Origin of the sequence: Pseudomonas sp. CFII64, from assembly GCF_000416235.1 — a bacterium.
Taxonomy (GTDB): Bacteria; Pseudomonadota; Gammaproteobacteria; order Pseudomonadales; family Pseudomonadaceae; genus Aquipseudomonas.
The window spans coordinates 1-16,142 of the sequence record NZ_ATLO01000044.1 but is presented as its reverse complement, the minus strand read 5'-3'; the positions used below and the strand labels follow the sequence as shown (position 1 = coordinate 16,142).

Genomic DNA, 16,142 nt, shown 5'->3' with positions numbered 1-16,142 from the left:
ACGACCCTTGCGACCGACTATTCCCACGCCACCGACTGAAAAAAGGCAGACAAAAAGAATGAAAGCTTACGCCGTACCCTTCGAAAAATTCGTCAACCTGGCCGATGCGCGCCTGGGCACCAAAATCATTTCCGTCACTGACGACTGGTTCGCCGACGCCAACCGTTTGTTCCAGCCCACGCCTGCCGTGTTCAAGGAAGGCGTGTTCGACGACAACGGCAAGTGGATGGACGGCTGGGAATCGCGCCGCAAACGTTTCGAAGGTTACGACAGCGCGGTGATCCGCCTGGGTGTCGCCGGTTCGATCAAAGGCGTGGACATCGACACTTCGTTCTTCACTGGCAACTATCCGCCTTCGGCGTCGCTGGAAGCCTGTTTCCTGGCCTCCGGCGAACCGGATGACGGCACCCAATGGACAGAAATCCTTTCGGCGGTGGAACTGAACGGCGACAGCCATCACTTCCATGAAATCAGCAACGACCAGGCCTTCAGCCACTTGCGTTTCAATATCTACCCGGACGGCGGCGTCGCGCGGTTGCGGGTGTATGGCATCCCGTTCCGCGACTGGTCGGCAGTGGCTGACAACGAGCAGGTCGACCTGGCTTCGGCGCTCAACGGCGGTCGGGCCCTGGCCTGTTCCGATGAGCACTTCGGGCGCATGAGCAACATCCTCAATCCGGGCCGTGGCGTGAACATGGGCGATGGCTGGGAAACCGCACGCCGTCGCACGCCGGGCAATGACTGGGTGATCGTCGCTTTGGGTCATGCCGGGGAAGTCGAGAAAGTCATCGTCGACACGTTGCACTTCAAGGGCAATTACCCGGAAAGTTGCTCGATCCAGGGCGCGTTCGTCAAGGGCGGCACCGATAATCAGATCGAAACCCAGAGCCTGTTCTGGCGCGAATTGCTGCCCAGCCAGAAACTGCAAATGCACGCCGAGCACGAGTTCGCCGAGCAGATCAAGGCGCTGGGGCCGATCACCCACATCCGCCTGAATGTATTCCCGGATGGTGGGGTGAGTCGTCTTCGAGTGCTGGGTAAAGTGTCGAAGTAACCGATTGCCCGTAGGACCGGCTTTAGCCGGGAGCAAGCATTTCTGACGCAACAACTGCATCGAATGTATGGACCCCCTCCCGGCTAAAGCTGGTCCTACGGGTCTTCAGTCTGGAATCAATTGAATTAAGAACAGAAGACCCACCATGCGCACATTGACCATCGAGCCGTTGACCAAAGAAGCCTTCGCCCCTTTCGGTGATGTCATCGAAACCGACGGCAGCGATCACTTCATGATCAACAACGGCTCGACCATGCGTTTTCATCGTCTGGCCGAAGTGGAAACCGCAACGCCGGATGACAAAGCGATCATCAGTATCTTCCGCGCCGAGGCGCTGGAAATGCCGCTGACGGTGTGCATGCTGGAGCGCCATCCGCTGGGCAGCCAGGCCTTCGTGCCGCTGCTCGGCAACCCCTTTCTGATCGTGGTCGCGCCACTTGGCGATGTACCTGAATCAGAGTTGGCCCGCGCCTTCATTTCCAATGGCAGGCAGGGCGTTAATTACCATCGCGGCGTCTGGCACCACCCGGTGCTGACGATCGAAAAGCGGGATGACTTCCTGGTGGTTGATCGCAGTGGAACTGGCAATAACTGCGATGAGCATTTCTTCACTGAGAGCCAGAGGCTGGTTCTCGACCCCCACCGATAAGAGAAGGGTCTGAACGTCCGCTAGTGACGACAGGCAAAAGGTAAAAACCGTGGAAGCACATTTGATGGAATGGCTGAATCTGGCCGTGCGCTGGATTCACATGATTGTCGGGATCGCCTGGATCGGCGCGTCCTTCTATTTCGTCTGGCTGGAGAACAACCTCAACCGGGTCAATCCGCGTGACGGCCTGTCCGGGGACTTGTGGGCCATTCATGGTGGCGGCATCTATCACCTGGAGAAGTACAAGCTTGCCCCGCCGACCATGCCCGACAACCTGCACTGGTTCAAATGGGAAGCGTATTTCACCTGGATGTCCGGCGTCGCGCTGTTGTGCGTGGTGTTCTACGCCAATCCGACTTTGTATCTGCTGGCTCCGGGCAGCAGCCTGTCGGGCCTTGAAGGCGTTGCATTGGGCCTGGGCTCGTTGTTCGTCGGCTGGTTCGTGTACAGCTTTCTCTGCGACTCGGCACTGGGCAAACGCCCCGCCCTGCTCGGTTTTATCCTGTTCGTCCTGCTGATCGCTGCGGCCTACGGTTTCAGCAAAGTATTCAGCGGGCGCGGCGCTTATCTGCATGTCGGCGCGATCATCGGTACGATCATGGTCGGCAACGTGTTCCGCATCATCATGCCTGCCCAGCGCGCACTGGTGGCGGCCATCGCCGAGAACCGCACGCCGGACCCGTCGCTGCCCGCCAAGGGCCTGTTGCGTTCGCGGCACAACAACTACTTCACCTTGCCGGTGCTGTTCATCATGATCAGCAACCACTTCCCGAGCACCTACGGCAGCCAGTACAACTGGTTGATCCTGGCCGGGATCGCGGTTTTGGCGGTGTTGGTTCGGCATTATTTCAACACCCGACACAACAGCCATAAATACGCCTGGACCCTGCCCGTCGCGGCCCTCGGCATGTTGTGCCTGGCTTATGTGACCGGTCCTGCGCAAATGCCGAGAGCACCGGAAGGGGCGAAGATCGACTATCAGCCGCTGCCGGGTACGGCCATTGGCGGCTATCGCCATGACGAACCCAGGCCCGAACCTGCGCCCGCGCCGGTTGAGGTTGCCAAGGCCAGCCCGGGTGTCGATTTCGGCAAAGTGCACAGCGTGATTCAGGAACGCTGCGCGGTGTGTCATTCGGCCAAACCCACCAGCCCGTTGTTCAGCACCGCGCCGGCCGGAATCATGTTCGACACGCCGCAGCAAATCCAGCAACTGGCGCCGCGCATCCAGGCCCAGGCCGTGGTTTCGCAGATCATGCCCTTGGGCAACATCACCCAGATGACCCAACAGGAACGTGAGTTGCTGGGGCAATGGATTGATAAAGGGGCGCAAACGAATTGAAGCAGCCTCTAGCCTCAAGCTTTTAGCTGCTCCCGACCACCAACAACCCCAAAATAAAAACAATGAGGTGTTGCATGTCCGAGTCCACACACGCGCGCATCCCCGCCGCGCCGCCAAGACAGCCCCTGCCACTGCTGCAATTGTTTCTGGTGGGCCTGCAACACGTCCTTTTGATGTATGGCGGCGCCATCGCCGTGCCGCTGATCATCGGTCAAGCCGCTGGTTTGTCCCGTGAAGAAATCGCTTTTTTGATCAACGCCGATCTGCTGGTGGCGGGCATTGCCACTGTTGTGCAATCGCTGGGCATCGGCCCGCTGGGGATTCGCATGCCGGTGATGATGGGCGCCAGTTTTGCCGCAGTCGGCAGCATGGTGGTGATGGCCGGAACGCCGGGGATCGGCATGCCGGGCATCTTCGGTGCGACCATCGCAGCCGGTTTCTTCGGCCTGCTGATCGCGCCGTTCATGTCGAAGATCGTGCGCTTCTTCCCGCCGCTGGTGACCGGCACAGTGATCACTTCGATCGGGCTTTCATTATTCCCGGTCGCCGTGAACTGGGCGGGCGGCGGCAGCAAGGCGACGACCTTCGGCGACCCGATTTATCTGCTGGTCGCCGCATTGGTCTTGCTCACCATCCTGCTCATCAACCGTTTCATGCGCGGCTTCTGGGTGAACATTTCAGTGTTGATCGGCATGGCGCTGGGTTACCTGCTGGCGGGGTTGATTGGCATGGTCGACTTGAATGGTCTGGCGCAAGCGGACTGGATCAAGGTCGTCACGCCGCTGCACTTCGGCATGCCGCAATTCCACCTCGCGCCGATCCTGTCCATGTGCCTGGTGGTGGTGATCATCTTCGTTGAATCCACCGGCATGTTCCTTGCGCTGGGCAAGATCACCGACCGCGAAGTCACCCCTGGCATGTTGCGCCGCGGCCTGCTTTGCGATGCGGCGGCTTCTTTTCTTGCGGGCTTCCTGAATACCTTCACCCACTCCTCGTTCGCGCAAAACATCGGTCTGGTGCAGATGACCGGCGTGCGTTGCCGGTCCGTTACAGTGGTGGCCGGCGCGTTTCTGATCACCTTGAGCCTGCTGCCCAAGGCGGCGTTTCTGGTGGCATCAATCCCGCCGGCGGTCCTGGGCGGCGCGGCCATCGCCATGTTCGGCATGGTGGCCGCGACCGGGATCAAGATTCTCCAGGAAGCGGACATCGGCGACCGGCGCAATCAATTACTGGTGGCGGTGAGCATCGGCATGGGCCTGATTCCAGTGGTGCGTCCGGAATTCTTCGCGCATCTGCCGCAATGGATGGGGCCGATCACTCACAGCGGCATCGCCATGGCGACCCTCAGCGCGGTGCTGTTGAACCTGCTGTTCAACATTCTCGGTGGCGTGGATCGCCAGTCATCAAGCGAAGCCCTGCATCCACATTGATCGAACGCGGCGGCACGAACGATCACGGGCAGACGTGCCCCAGTATCGTCATCCGTGCCCCGTCGCAGCGCACTTGAGCCTGATGGCGAGAGCCAGTATTCTCCGCCGCCGCGCCAAAACCGCACATCTTTGGATCCTGACCGACCGGACAGCTAGCTGACCGAGCGGTCAACTGCACGAGTTTCGGGAAAAACGCCTCGAATCGACAGCCCAGACCGCTTTCGATTGCACTTTTGCGCTTTTTTTATGGCATTGGCCCAGCTCTTGCTATGTATCAAAAGCAACTCAAAGCTGACCGAACCGACATGTTTTAACCGGCAATAAAAGGCGTCAAGACAGAGCGCCAAAAACATACCTATCAACAGGGGAGCACCGCATGAACCGTACTATTTCCAGCCTGGTATATGCCGGCAGTTTGTTGGCCGCCGGGCAGACGCTGGCCGGCGACCTTCTACAATGGCAGAGCAACAGCCTGACGTATCTGAACGGTCGCGACTTCGCAGTCAACCCGTCAAATCAACAGACCTTCACCTTCGAACATGCTGACGGCTGGAAATACGGCGACAACTTCCTGTTTATCGACAAGATCTTTTATAACGGCAAAGGCGACGCCACTTCGGGCGATAACACGTATTACGGCGAGATCTCCCCACGCCTGTCCATGGGCAAGATCTTTGGTCAGAAATTCGAGTTCGGCCCGATCTCCGACGTACTGCTCGCCGCAACTTATGAGTTTGGCGAAGGCGACAACGAGTCGTACCTGATCGGTCCGGGCTTCGACCTGAACATCCCCGGCTTCGACTACTTCCAGCTGAACTTCTACAAGCGCTACACCGATGGCCATCGCCAAGGCTACGGCGCCTGGCAGGTGACTCCGGTGTGGTCCTACACCATTCCCGTGGGCAAGTCCGATATCCTGATCGACGGTTTCATGGACTGGGTTGTGGATAACAAGTCCGATCACAACGGCGAATACAAATCCAACGTGCACTTCAACCCACAGATCAAATACGACCTGGGCAAAGCATTGAACCTGCCGGATCGTCAGCTGTATGTCGGTATCGAGTACGATTACTGGTCTGACAAATACGGCATCGAAGACACCAGGTACTTCGATACCAATCAAAATACCGCCAGTTTGTTGGTGAAAGTGTTCTTCTGATCGAACGCTGGCGAGGGCCATCAGCGCCCTCGCCCTGTTTGCGGATTGCACAGGCATGTGAATTGTTTTTTCACATCCCTTTGACCCGTCATTGACTCCCGCCTCCCTAAGATCCGCAGCATGCAGTCACTCATTCCTTGAGTGCCGGCAACGTTACGGTCTTCAGCCCACCTGCGCTTTGTGACGCTGTCGATTTTGATTAACCGATCCAGACAGTAGATAACGCCGCATCATGGAATCACTGTTCAGCCGAATCGTCGCTCATGGCCGCGCGAACCATAAACCAGGCACCTTTATTCAGGCTCGATATAAGACGCTGCTGGTGATGCTGTCGTTTGTCATCCTGGCGGTATTGATCGGCCTGTGGTTCCTGCGCGCAGCAGCGCCAGTGGACCTGGCTCAAGGCCGCAACATGCGCACTGCCGATGTGTATGCGCGCTGGACCAAAGGCGAGCTGGTGGTGCTGGTGCGGCATGCCGAGCGCTGTGATCACTCCACCAATCCCTGCCTTGATGTCGCCGACGGTATTACTCGCAAGGGTCGGAGTGCGGCCGTTGAGCTGGGCAATTCCTTTCGCACGCTGGGCCTGGCCAATGCCGATATCTTCAGCAGCCCGCTGGCCCGAACCCGCCAGACCTCGACCTTCGCCTTCAATCAGGCGAGTGCGGGTGAAGACTGGTTGATCAACTGTCGGCGCAGCATGCTGGAGGATGTGCTGCGCCACAAAGCCGAGCACCGCAATCTGATCCTGGTCACGCACAGCGAATGCATCGACCAACTGGAGCGCTCTCTGCAAGTGTCGTCGCGCTCAATGCTTGATTACGGCAGCTCGCTATTTGTCGCCGTGGATCCAGAAGACCATACCGCCCACGTCCTGGGTTTTCTCGACGCGCCGGACTGGAAGTCCGTACTTGCCAGACGCCCGTAACCATCATCATTAATATCGAGTCGGGACATGCCGCGTGAATAATCCAAAACATCAGTTCTATCTAATCAATATTGGCCTGCCGTTGTTCCTGGCACTTTCGATATTTGTTGTGTTCGACTTGACGCAACTGGACGTGGCAATCAGCAGCCTCCTGTATAACGCCGACAGCCACACGTTCTGGCTGGAACATGACAAACTGTTCGAGGACATTACCCACCGCTGGGCACGGATCATTCCGAACTGGACCGGTGAAGCTGCGATTGTCGGCGCGCTGCTGTCTTTTCTGTGGCCCCGCTTCAATGCTGAAAAACATCGGAGGATGATTGCCTTTCTGGAGAGAACTCACGTCGCAAGGCTGTTGAAGTTCTGCACACGGCACCGGCGCGACTTTCTATTCCTGGTCGTCTCCTTCGCGATAACCACCGGTGTTATCCACTATTTCAAAAGCCACACCAGCATTTACTGCCCTATCGAAACAACGCTGTATGGCGGCGCCATGGAAAAAAAAGAGTGGTTCGAAAACTTCAGCCTGCTGCGTGAAGCCGGCAAAGGTCGCTGCTGGCCCGGCGGCCATGCCTCCGGAGGCTTTACCATGCTCGCCTTGTACTTCGTCGCCCGTCGTTATCGCTGGCGGCATGCCAAGGCGCTGCTTTACTGGACGCTATTGCTCGGCATGGTTTATGGGACCACCCGGGTATTACAAGGCTGGCACTTTATGTCCCACACGTTCTGGGCGGGGATTCTGGTCTGGTTCTCGGCATTGCTTACCGCGCTGGCATTTTATGGCCGACGCGTGCTGGAATTACCGTTGCGTGAAAGCACTGTTCCGCTAGTTCCTGCGGCACAAGCGGAGTTGGTCGCAGACAACTAATAACCGCATGGAGAAATTTTTCATGCACAGCTGACTCATTTTTTACTTTTGACTTGGCATTATTCATTCAGGGTCGGACGCAATGTCCGCCCCTCGCGTATTGACCGAACAACAATAACTTCGCTGGCCCACTTTTGAGTTTCAAACATGAATAAACTACCGCAGATAACGCTCGCGTTCTGGATCATGAAAATCTGTGCAACCACATTAGGCGAGACAGCCGGTGATTTGCTGTCCATGACGCTGGATGTGGGTTATGCGATGAGTTCGTTGATATTAATCAGCGTCTTCGTTGCCACACTTTTCACTCAACTGGCATCCAGGCGTTACCACCCCGCTCTTTACTGGCTCGTGATTCTTTCGACCAGCACGGCTGGCACCACCATGTCGGACTTCATGGATCGCACCCTCGGCCTTGGCTACGCCACCGGTTCGGCCATATTGATCGCGATCCTGCTGGCAATATTCGCCGCCTGGTATTTCAGTGAAAAATCCCTGTCAGTGGACCGTATTACCACCGTCAAGGGCGAGCTGTTCTACTGGTTCGCAATCCTGTTCTCGAACACGCTGGGCACCGCGTTGGGCGACTTCCTGGCAGACGATTCAGGCTTGGGTTTCGCCGGTGGGGCGTTGTTGATCGGCGGCGCCATTGCAGTAGTCGTCGCGCTCAAGTTCTTCACCAGGATTTCGACGGTGCTGCTGTTTTGGGTTGCGTTCGTCCTGACCCGGCCTTTCGGTGCGACGTTGGGCGACTTCCTGACCAAGCCCTTTGACAAGGGCGGCCTGGATTTTGGCACGGTCGGTTCGTCGCTGGTGTTGTTGGCTGTGCTGGTCGCGCTGGTGGTGTTGGCGACGATCTACAACAGCCAGAAGAAGCCAAGAGAAAACCAGCCGCAACTGGCTTCTCTCGGGGATAGCTGAAGTTGTCGCCTGAGCAAATTACGAATCCCGCGGCAAATCCCACGGCAACGGCTTACCCGCCCGAATGTTCGAATTGATCGAGCGCAGCAGCTCCAGCGGGTCGCGGTCGGTGCGGGCGTGGCTCTGTTCGTCGACCCAGTTGGTGACCTGTTTGCGTTCAAGACTCGGGCGCAAATGAAGAATCTCTACCAGCTGGCGCTCGCACTGTTGTGCATAGGCGACCACGCTGGAAAACAAAGGACTATTACCACTCATTGAGTCGAACCTCGCCATTCAGGCCCTGATACGTTTCCAGATGTTCCCGGCAACGGTCACCAGCAATACCAGCAGTGCGCCCGCTACCAGCCCGGCGACGGCGTCGATGACCGTCGGGACAACCATTGAAAAACCACCCACCGACTCAGCAGCACGCTGGGTCAGGTTTTCGCTCCAGTGATGGGCGAACGGCAGGCCGTGGGTGAGGATACCGCCGCCGACCATGAACATGGCAGCGGTGCCGACGATGGACAACACTTTCATCAACACCGGTGCCAGCCAGAGCAACGCGCCGCCGATTGCCTGCAAGGCCGAACTGGCGCCCTTCTTCAGATACAGCCCAAGATCGTCAAGTTTGACGATGCCCGCTACCAGGCCATAGACGCCGACCGTAATCAGCACCGCCACGATCACCAGCACGCCGACCTGATCCATGAATGGCCGGGTGGAAACCACGCCCAAGGCGAGCACGATGATTTCAGCGGACAAAATGAAGTCAGTGCGAATCGCGCCTTTGATACGGTCTTTTTCGAAAGCGACCATGTCGACATTCTGGTCGGCGGTGGCCTGGGTGCGTTGCTTGCGCTCAGCTTCCGTTTCGGGGTGCAGCCATTTGTGCGCGAGCTTTTCGAAACCCTCGAAGCACAGGAATGCACCGCCAATCATCAGCAGCGGCAAAATCCCCCACGGCGCGAAGGCACTGATCAGCAACGCGGCGGGCACCAGAATCGCCTTGTTGAGCAGCGACCCCTTGGCCACCGCCCAAACCACCGGCAGTTCACGGTCAGCGCTGACGCCAGTCACCTGCTGCGCGTTGAGCGCGAGATCGTCACCCAGCACGCCGGCGGTTTTCTTTGCAGCGAGCGAGACATCGTCAAGCAGCGTTGCGATGTCATCCAGAAGGGTCAGCAAGCTTCCAGCAGCCACAGGCAATATCCTTAAAACAATCAATGGAAATCAAACTCGCGCTATTGAACCATAGCCGTGCCGACGTGTGCCGCGATCTTGAGGCTCGCGTGAGGGCGGTGCTACCATGCGCCTCCGCTGAACGGGCAAGGAAACCTCTGGTTTATGAGCAGTATTCGCGAGCGCAATAAAGAGCTGATCCTGCGTGCAGCCAGTGAAGAGTTCGCCGACCGGGGATTTGCGGCCACCAAGACCAGCGACATCGCCGCCAAGGCGGGTCTGCCCAAACCCAACGTCTATTACTACTTCAAGTCCAAGGAAAACCTTTATCGCGAGGTGCTCGAAAGCATTATCGAGCCCATCCTGCGTGCCTCCACGCCCTTCAATCGTGAGGGTGTTCCGGCGCAAGTGCTCAGCGCCTACATACGCTCCAAGATCCGCATTTCCCGCGAGCTGCCGTTTGCCTCGAAAGTATTCGCCAGCGAGATCATGCACGGCGCGCCGCATCTGACACCGGAGCAGGTCGAACAGCTCAACGGCCAGGCGCGGCACAATATCGAATGCATCCAGGCCTGGATCGACAGCGGGCAGATCGCCGGGGTCGATCCCCATCACCTGATGTTCACCATCTGGGCTGCGACCCAGACCTACGCCGATTTCGACTGGCAGATCTCCACGGTCACCGGCAAGGAAAAGCTCGACGACTCGGATTATGAGGCCGCCGCGCAGACCATCATTCGGCTGGTGCTCAAGGGTTGTGAGCCGGATTAGATCGTTGGACCAAATCCTGAACGACAAAAAACCCGCCGAAGCGGGTTTTTTGTATGACCATTCCGACATCCTGTCAGTAGCCGTCCTGGCAATGGTCGATCATCCCTGACCCCGTAGCGCTTCCCTCGCTGCGGTTGTTGGATCCAATGTTAGGCCTGTGCGGTGGACAGCAATAGAGCGAACTTCCCGACTTCGTGTAAGCCTTTGGCTATACGTGGATTCTCCCTACAAAAAGTTACGAACCGTCTCTCACGTTTGGCGGTCGTGGGCCGACAGTATGGAGAGGACTTTCGGAATGGATGCTCTCATTACCCGGGTCTGAAATAGCCCTCGACGCACTCGCTTGGTTTAGGCGCAGACTGCGACAACAATAAAAAAATACGGAGTAATCGTCATGACTATGCGCAACTTATCGATTAGCCGACGTCTCTGGCTGATTCTCATAGTGTCCGTATTGATGCTGTGCACGCTGACAGCCGCGATGCTCAGACAGGTTCATGTCGATCTGTACGACGCCAAAGCCCAGAAAACCATGCACGTGGTGCAAACCGCCAGCGGCATTCTCGAGTACTACCACGGCCTGGAAACGGCCGGCACGCTCACCAGGGACCTGGCTCAGGAGCAGGCGCTCAACGCCATTCGCAGCCTGCGCTATAACCAGAACGACTATTTCTGGATCAACGACCTGCGCCCGGTGATGATCATGCATCCGGTCAGCGTCAAGCTGGTCGGCCAGGACTTGTCGGCAATCAAAGACCCGGACGGTTTCGCGCTTTTTAATGAAATGGTTGCAGTAGCCAAGTCCAAAGGCGCCGGGATGATCCAGTACCGTTGGCCGAAGCCCGGTGCCAGCGAGCCGGTCAGAAAAATCTCCTATGTGCAACTCTTCGCCCCTTGGGGCTGGATTCTGGGTTCCGGGGTTTATGTCGACGACGTCTCGGCCGAGTTCCAGCAGCAAGTCTGGCGCGCCGTGTTGTTCAGCCTGGCGATTGTGTTGGTCATGGCATTGCTGGTCATCCTGATCGGTCGCAGTATCGTACGGCCATTGCGCGAGTCGGTGCAGGCGATGGCTGACATTGCCAGTGGTGAAAGCGATCTGACCCGCACGCTGCAAACCCACGGCAACGACGAAATCACCCAACTGGCGAGGCATTTCAACGCTTTCACCGCCAAGCTGCGCGGCGTGGTGAGCCAGTTGCAAACCTCTGCCAACGGCCTTGAACAGGCTTCCACCGATCTGGGCCATAACGCCGAACAGGCCCAGGCGCGCAGCCAGCAGCAATCGCAACAAATGGAGCTGGTGGCCACTGCCGTCAATGAAGTCACCTACGGCGTGCAGGACGTGGCGAAGAATGCCGAGCACGCGGCCAATGAAATGCGCGATGCTGAAGCCCAGGCACATCAGGGCCAGGTCAATATCGACAGCAGCCTGCGCCAGATCGACCACCTGTCCGGCACGATCAATCAGGCCGTGGAAGTGATCCGCACCCTGGCGGCAGAAAGCACGCAGATCGGCAGCGTCCTGGAGGTCATCAGCTCCATCGCCGAGCAGACCAACCTGCTGGCCCTTAACGCCGCCATCGAAGCCGCCCGGGCCGGCGAACAGGGTCGGGGGTTTGCCGTGGTTGCCGATGAGGTGCGTTTGTTGGCACAGCGCACGCAGAAATCCACCGCTGAAATTCAGGCGATGATCGAGCGCCTGCAAACCCACTCCAACGCAGCGGTCAAAGTCATTGCCGACAGCAGCCGCTCGTCCCAGCTGACCATCGAGCAGGCCAATCAGGCCGGACAGAGCCTGACGTCCATCAGCCAGGCGCTGCGCAACCTCAACAGCCTGAACGCCTCGATTGCCAGCGCGACGCTGCAACAATCCCATGTTGTCGAGGACATCAATCAGAACGTCACCCAGGCCGCGCAACTGTCGCAAACCACGGCCATCGCCGCCGAGCAATCGAGTGGCGCCAGCCTGCACTTGCGCACCCTGAGCGAGCAACTCAACAGCCTGCTCAAGCAATTCCGCGTCTGAAACGGGCAAGGCCGGGAAAGCGATTTCCCGGCCTTGCCATCGCTTTACGCCGTGCTGCCAAATCCTCAGTCGAACAACCCCGCCTGACGGAGCCAACTAAGCTTGCGTTGCCTGACGTATTCCTCATAGGCTCACGCGACTTTTTACTCGGTAGACACCATGGACAGCGACATCAGTCGGCGCGAACAGCTACGCATCATCATTTTCCAGACCGACACTCCCGCAGGGCGACGCTTCGACAAGACCCTGCTGGCGGTGATCCTGTGCAGCCTGATCGTTGTGATCCTCGACAGTATCCCGACGATCCACGCCCACTACGCGGACCTGCTGGCGTATATCGAGTGGGGTTTCACGGCGGTATTTCTGGCCGAGTACATCCTGCGCCTGTACTGCTCGCCGCGACCGCTGCAGTACGCATTCAGCTTCTATGGGCTGGTGGACCTGCTGGCCATCGTGCCCGGGATCCTCGCGATTTATTACAGCGATGCGCAATACCTGTTGATCATCCGGATCGTGCGGATGCTGCGTATTTTTCGAGTGCTCAAGCTCAGCCCCTATCTGAAGCAGGCCAACTATCTGCTGGCGGCGCTGCGTGGCAGCAAACAGAAAATCATCGTGTTTCTGGTCAGCGTTTCGACGCTGGTCATTGTCTTCGGCACCCTGATGTATGTGATTGAGGGACCGGAACACGGTTTCACCAGTATCCCCACCGGAATTTATTGGGCCATCGTGACCCTGACCACCGTCGGCTTCGGCGACATCGTGCCCAAGACGCCGCTGGGACAGATACTGTCTTCGCTGGTGATGATTACCGGTTATTCGATCATTGCCGTACCCACCGGGATCTTCACCGCCGAGCTGGCCAACGCCATGCGCGGCGAACAGTTGCAGCACGATTGCCCGGTATGCGCCAAGAAAACCCATGAGCACGGGGCGGCGTTCTGTTCGCGTTGCGGCAATCAACTGTTTCCGCGTGTCAGCGAAAAGGCATAACCCAATAATTTTTTAATCTATAAAGGCCTAAGGCTGTCCAGTTATAGTCGCGGGCAATAAGCCATCAACTCTATAAGAAACATCATCTACAAAAGGAATGTGCAGTGAACAAACTTTTCGCCGCCTCGTTACTGGCAGCAGGCCTGGCTCTGAGCAGCGCCGCTCAGGCCGCCCCGACGCTGTTGAACGTGTCGTATGACGTGATGCGTGACTTCTACAAGGATTACAACGCCGCGTTCCAGAAGCACTGGAAAGCCGATCATCAGGAAGATATCGCGGTACAGATGTCGTTCGGTGGTTCGAGCAAGCAAGCGCGCTCGGTAATCGACGGCCTGCCCGCCGACGTGATCACCATGAACATGGCCACCGACATCAATGCCCTGGCCGACAATGGCAAGCTGGTGCCGGACAACTGGGTTAGCCGCCTGCCGAACAACAGCGCGCCGTTCACCTCCGCGACCGTGTTCATCGTGCGCAAGGGCAACCCCAAAGCCCTGAAAGACTGGCCTGACCTGATCAAAAGCGGCGTTGAAGTGATCGTGCCCAACCCGAAAACCTCGGGTAATGGCCGCTACACCTACCTGTCGGCCTGGGGTTACACCCTGAAGAATGGCGGCGACGAAGCAGCAGCGAAGAAATTCGTCGGCGAGCTGTTCGGCCATGTGCCGGTGCTGGATACCGGCGGTCGCGGCGCGACCACGACCTTCATGACCAACCAGATCGGCGACGTGCTGATCACTTTTGAAAACGAAGCGGAAATGATTGCCCGCGAGTTTGGTCGCGACCAGTTCGAGGTGATTTACCCAAGCGTCTCCGCAGAAGCCGAGCCGCCAGTGAGCGTGGTCGACAAAGTCGTCGACAAGAAAGGCACCCGCGCCGCTGCCGAGGAATACCTGAAGTACCTGTGGTCGCCTGAAGGCCAGGAAATCGCCGCCGCCAACTACCTGCGTCCACGTGACCCGGCTGTACTGGCCAAATACACCGATCGCTTCCCGAAAGTCGACTTCCTGTCGGTTGAGAAAACCTTCGGCGACTGGCGCACCGTGCAGAAGACTCACTTCAATGATGGCGGGGTTTTCGATCAGATTTACCCGGCTAAGTAGGGGGGGACAGACCTGATTAAAAACGGCGACCGCACGGTCGCCGTTTTTGTATGCATCGGGCGATCTAGCTATGCTAGTGAATCAGTCGCTATGGTTACGTCCTAAAACTCACTATTACGGGAATTTCAAGCCCGTCGTGAGTACCCGCGATTACGATAAGATTATTATCCAGCATCATCGATCTAAGATAATTGATGCCCGACTTATAGGCTTTAGTGGTCCAACCTCGCCCCGCAAAAGAAAGATCCCTAGTACCATCAGAATTAAATCTCGCAACTAGAAACTCAACCTGATCTGGAGAAACATCCAAAATTTCTGCATATCCAGCCGCCACGATTTTGTTGTCTGCCTGCTGCGCAACACAAGTAAAGTTGTCACCATGTCCCGATACACTAAACTCGACCGGCTTCCCATCATTGAAAGAGGGCATGTGAGCACCGGCCTTATCAAGATGAACAATAACTCCATAGTCAGAATATTCAGAACTGTAAACAAGGGTATGGCCTACACATATGATGGACGAGTCAGCCCCCTCTGCGATGCCCTCGAATAGCAAACTAACATTTACTCCCGGAGCGGCCTGTGGCGGATCAATAAATACGAATCCTTTATCACCAAATGATTCATCGGGCTGCCCCGATTTCAAATATCTGGCGATCAGTCCCCTACTCCGTCCCGCAGCATCGATTACATTGCCACACATGGCAATTGCACTGTCGGATAACACAGTTAGAGAACGCAGTATTACGGCAAGTTCTGCAGGGTCTGACGGCGCGACAAGTGCAAGGCCACCTTCACCGAAATCTTTATCCCAGATGCCGTTGGGCAGAAACCTCGCGACAACCCCTGGTCCCGGGCTGCCAAGAAGTGATCTTGTCTCAAACAAGTAAAGCCAGGACGACGAAGAGACAACTTGACTACGGCTCTCCATCATTCGATTACGCCACTCATTACCGGCAACATCTGGAGATCTGACAGGCTGCTCAATCAGCTTGCTGCGAATTAAATAATGTACGAGTACTCCGTTCTTCCCAAATGTTTCATCCAGCTTGCCATCAGCTGTAAATCGCGCTAATCCAGCAACCAGAGGATCACCAGCAATTTTGTCCCGAGCAATGACAACAACACCTCCGTCCTCCTTTAGCACCATGGATATACCCCAAACGCCCATGGCCAGTATTGCATCGTGATGCAAAGCTGACCTCGCATATCCCGTCAACACCAAACGTGGGATCCGGCAGGTTGTCGGCCCCCAGACGGGCGACTGCAATAAAATCATCTTCACTCCCAGCCTTACCTCGACTGCCAGTCAAAGCGATATACATTGTCCCATTCGAATGGCGAGCCACTCCGAAAACCTCGTGCACAAGACCCTCTATAGGTATAGTAAATTCCGCTTCAACCTCACCAGATCTGTTCATGATAAAACTCCCTTTTTGAGTGGCGCGCCTTGGCTTCCAGATTAAGCGTATTAAAAAGCCTAGATTAAACACACTCGCCACACAATCAATGCATGAACTCCCTCAAGAATGATTTGCGATCAACGGCCTCTACATTATCGCAAACATAAATATCAGTCCCACATCGAACCCAGGCTTTACTTAAATATAAAATAAACAACGCCTTGATCACTTTTATTCAGAATGGAACGTTCAGTTGGTAGGCCCCGACTTGTCCGGGAAGGCGTCGGGTTTGCCACAGACATCTTCAGCGCTTGCACCGGCGTCTTCGGGG

15 protein-coding genes are annotated in these 16,142 nt (G+C 56.9%); 12 read left to right on the top strand and 3 right to left on the bottom strand.

The window, feature by feature from the left end:
* Positions 1-58 precede the first annotated feature (58 nt).
* The 8 genes from alc (at position 59) to CFII64_RS20625 (ending at position 8,354) form a co-directional block, all read left to right on the top strand.
* Positions 59-1,054, top strand: coding sequence for an allantoicase (alc, locus tag CFII64_RS20660; RefSeq protein ID WP_020292785.1), 996 nt, complete (start codon positions 59-61; stop codon positions 1,052-1,054).
* 145 nt (positions 1,055-1,199) lie between these two features.
* Positions 1,200-1,703 (top strand): ureidoglycolate lyase, encoded by a 504-nt coding sequence (locus CFII64_RS20655; RefSeq protein ID WP_020292784.1) that lies wholly within the window; start codon positions 1,200-1,202, stop codon positions 1,701-1,703.
* Positions 1,704-1,752: 49 nt separating this feature from the next.
* Complete coding sequence (locus CFII64_RS20650; protein ID WP_020292783.1) at positions 1,753-3,042, top strand: urate hydroxylase PuuD; 1,290 nt, start codon at positions 1,753-1,755, stop codon at positions 3,040-3,042.
* 74 nt (positions 3,043-3,116) lie between these two features.
* Positions 3,117-4,472 (top strand): nucleobase:cation symporter-2 family protein, encoded by a 1,356-nt coding sequence (locus CFII64_RS20645; RefSeq protein ID WP_020292782.1) that lies wholly within the window; start codon positions 3,117-3,119, stop codon positions 4,470-4,472.
* Between the two features lie 376 nt (positions 4,473-4,848).
* Positions 4,849-5,634 (top strand): outer membrane protein OmpK, encoded by a 786-nt coding sequence (locus tag CFII64_RS20640; RefSeq protein ID WP_020292781.1) that lies wholly within the window; start codon positions 4,849-4,851, stop codon positions 5,632-5,634.
* 232 nt (positions 5,635-5,866) lie between these two features.
* On the top strand, positions 5,867-6,562 hold the full coding sequence (locus CFII64_RS20635) for a histidine phosphatase family protein (RefSeq protein ID WP_020292780.1): 696 nt from the start codon (positions 5,867-5,869) through the stop codon (positions 6,560-6,562).
* A gap of 34 nt (positions 6,563-6,596) precedes the next feature.
* Positions 6,597-7,433, top strand: a complete 837-nt coding sequence (locus CFII64_RS20630) for a phosphatase PAP2 family protein (protein WP_020292779.1) — start codon at positions 6,597-6,599, stop codon at positions 7,431-7,433.
* A 147-nt stretch (positions 7,434-7,580) separates the two neighbouring features.
* Entirely contained in the window at positions 7,581-8,354 is a 774-nt protein-coding gene (locus CFII64_RS20625; protein ID WP_020292778.1) for a hypothetical protein, read from the top strand.
* 18 nt (positions 8,355-8,372) lie between these two features.
* On the opposite strand, the gene CFII64_RS20620 is transcribed toward CFII64_RS20625, so the two are convergent.
* Complete coding sequence (locus tag CFII64_RS20620) at positions 8,373-8,609, bottom strand: hypothetical protein (protein ID WP_156883238.1); 237 nt, start codon at positions 8,607-8,609, stop codon at positions 8,373-8,375.
* Between the two features lie 18 nt (positions 8,610-8,627).
* Positions 8,628-9,536 carry a DUF808 domain-containing protein gene (locus CFII64_RS20615; protein WP_020292776.1) on the bottom strand — a complete coding sequence of 303 codons (909 nt, stop codon included), beginning with the start codon at positions 9,534-9,536 and terminating at the stop codon, positions 8,628-8,630.
* A gap of 144 nt (positions 9,537-9,680) precedes the next feature.
* Here CFII64_RS20615 and CFII64_RS20610 point away from each other — a divergent pair, with 144 nt between their 5' ends.
* From CFII64_RS20610 to CFII64_RS20595, 4 genes are all read left to right on the top strand, one after another.
* On the top strand, positions 9,681-10,286 hold the full coding sequence (locus CFII64_RS20610) for a TetR/AcrR family transcriptional regulator (protein WP_020292775.1): 606 nt from the start codon (positions 9,681-9,683) through the stop codon (positions 10,284-10,286).
* Between the two features lie 394 nt (positions 10,287-10,680).
* Complete coding sequence (locus CFII64_RS20605; protein WP_020292773.1) at positions 10,681-12,312, top strand: methyl-accepting chemotaxis protein; 1,632 nt, start codon at positions 10,681-10,683, stop codon at positions 12,310-12,312.
* Positions 12,313-12,471: 159 nt separating this feature from the next.
* Complete coding sequence (locus CFII64_RS20600; protein ID WP_020292772.1) at positions 12,472-13,305, top strand: ion transporter; 834 nt, start codon at positions 12,472-12,474, stop codon at positions 13,303-13,305.
* A gap of 104 nt (positions 13,306-13,409) precedes the next feature.
* Positions 13,410-14,408, top strand: coding sequence for a sulfate ABC transporter substrate-binding protein (locus CFII64_RS20595; protein WP_020292771.1), 999 nt, complete (start codon positions 13,410-13,412; stop codon positions 14,406-14,408).
* 94 nt (positions 14,409-14,502) lie between these two features.
* On the opposite strand, the gene CFII64_RS20590 is transcribed toward CFII64_RS20595, so the two are convergent.
* A complete protein-coding gene (locus tag CFII64_RS20590) occupies positions 14,503-15,687 on the bottom strand; it encodes a delta-60 repeat domain-containing protein (protein ID WP_020292770.1) in 1,185 nt (394 codons plus the stop codon).
* Between the last annotated feature and the right edge of the window lie 455 nt (positions 15,688-16,142).

Bases quoted from the DNA above. Each gene is read 5' to 3' on its own strand.
- CFII64_RS20655 (WP_020292784.1), top strand. From the start codon at position 1,200: ATGCGCACATTGACCATCGAGCCGTTGACCAAAGAAGCCTTCGCCCCT.
- CFII64_RS20635 (WP_020292780.1), top strand. From the start codon at position 5,867: ATGGAATCACTGTTCAGCCGAATCGTCGCTCATGGCCGCGCGAACCAT.
- CFII64_RS20590 (WP_020292770.1), bottom strand. From the start codon at position 15,687: ATGATTTTATTGCAGTCGCCCGTCTGGGGGCCGACAACCTGCCGGATC.
- CFII64_RS20645 (WP_020292782.1), top strand. From the start codon at position 3,117: ATGTCCGAGTCCACACACGCGCGCATCCCCGCCGCGCCGCCAAGACAG.
- CFII64_RS20640 (WP_020292781.1), top strand. From the start codon at position 4,849: ATGAACCGTACTATTTCCAGCCTGGTATATGCCGGCAGTTTGTTGGCC.
- CFII64_RS20610 (WP_020292775.1), top strand. From the start codon at position 9,681: ATGAGCAGTATTCGCGAGCGCAATAAAGAGCTGATCCTGCGTGCAGCC.
- CFII64_RS20600 (WP_020292772.1), top strand. From the start codon at position 12,472: ATGGACAGCGACATCAGTCGGCGCGAACAGCTACGCATCATCATTTTC.
- alc (WP_020292785.1), top strand. From the start codon at position 59: ATGAAAGCTTACGCCGTACCCTTCGAAAAATTCGTCAACCTGGCCGAT.
- CFII64_RS20605 (WP_020292773.1), top strand. From the start codon at position 10,681: ATGACTATGCGCAACTTATCGATTAGCCGACGTCTCTGGCTGATTCTC.
- CFII64_RS20620 (WP_156883238.1), bottom strand. From the start codon at position 8,609: ATGAGTGGTAATAGTCCTTTGTTTTCCAGCGTGGTCGCCTATGCACAA.
- CFII64_RS20625 (WP_020292778.1), top strand. From the start codon at position 7,581: ATGAATAAACTACCGCAGATAACGCTCGCGTTCTGGATCATGAAAATC.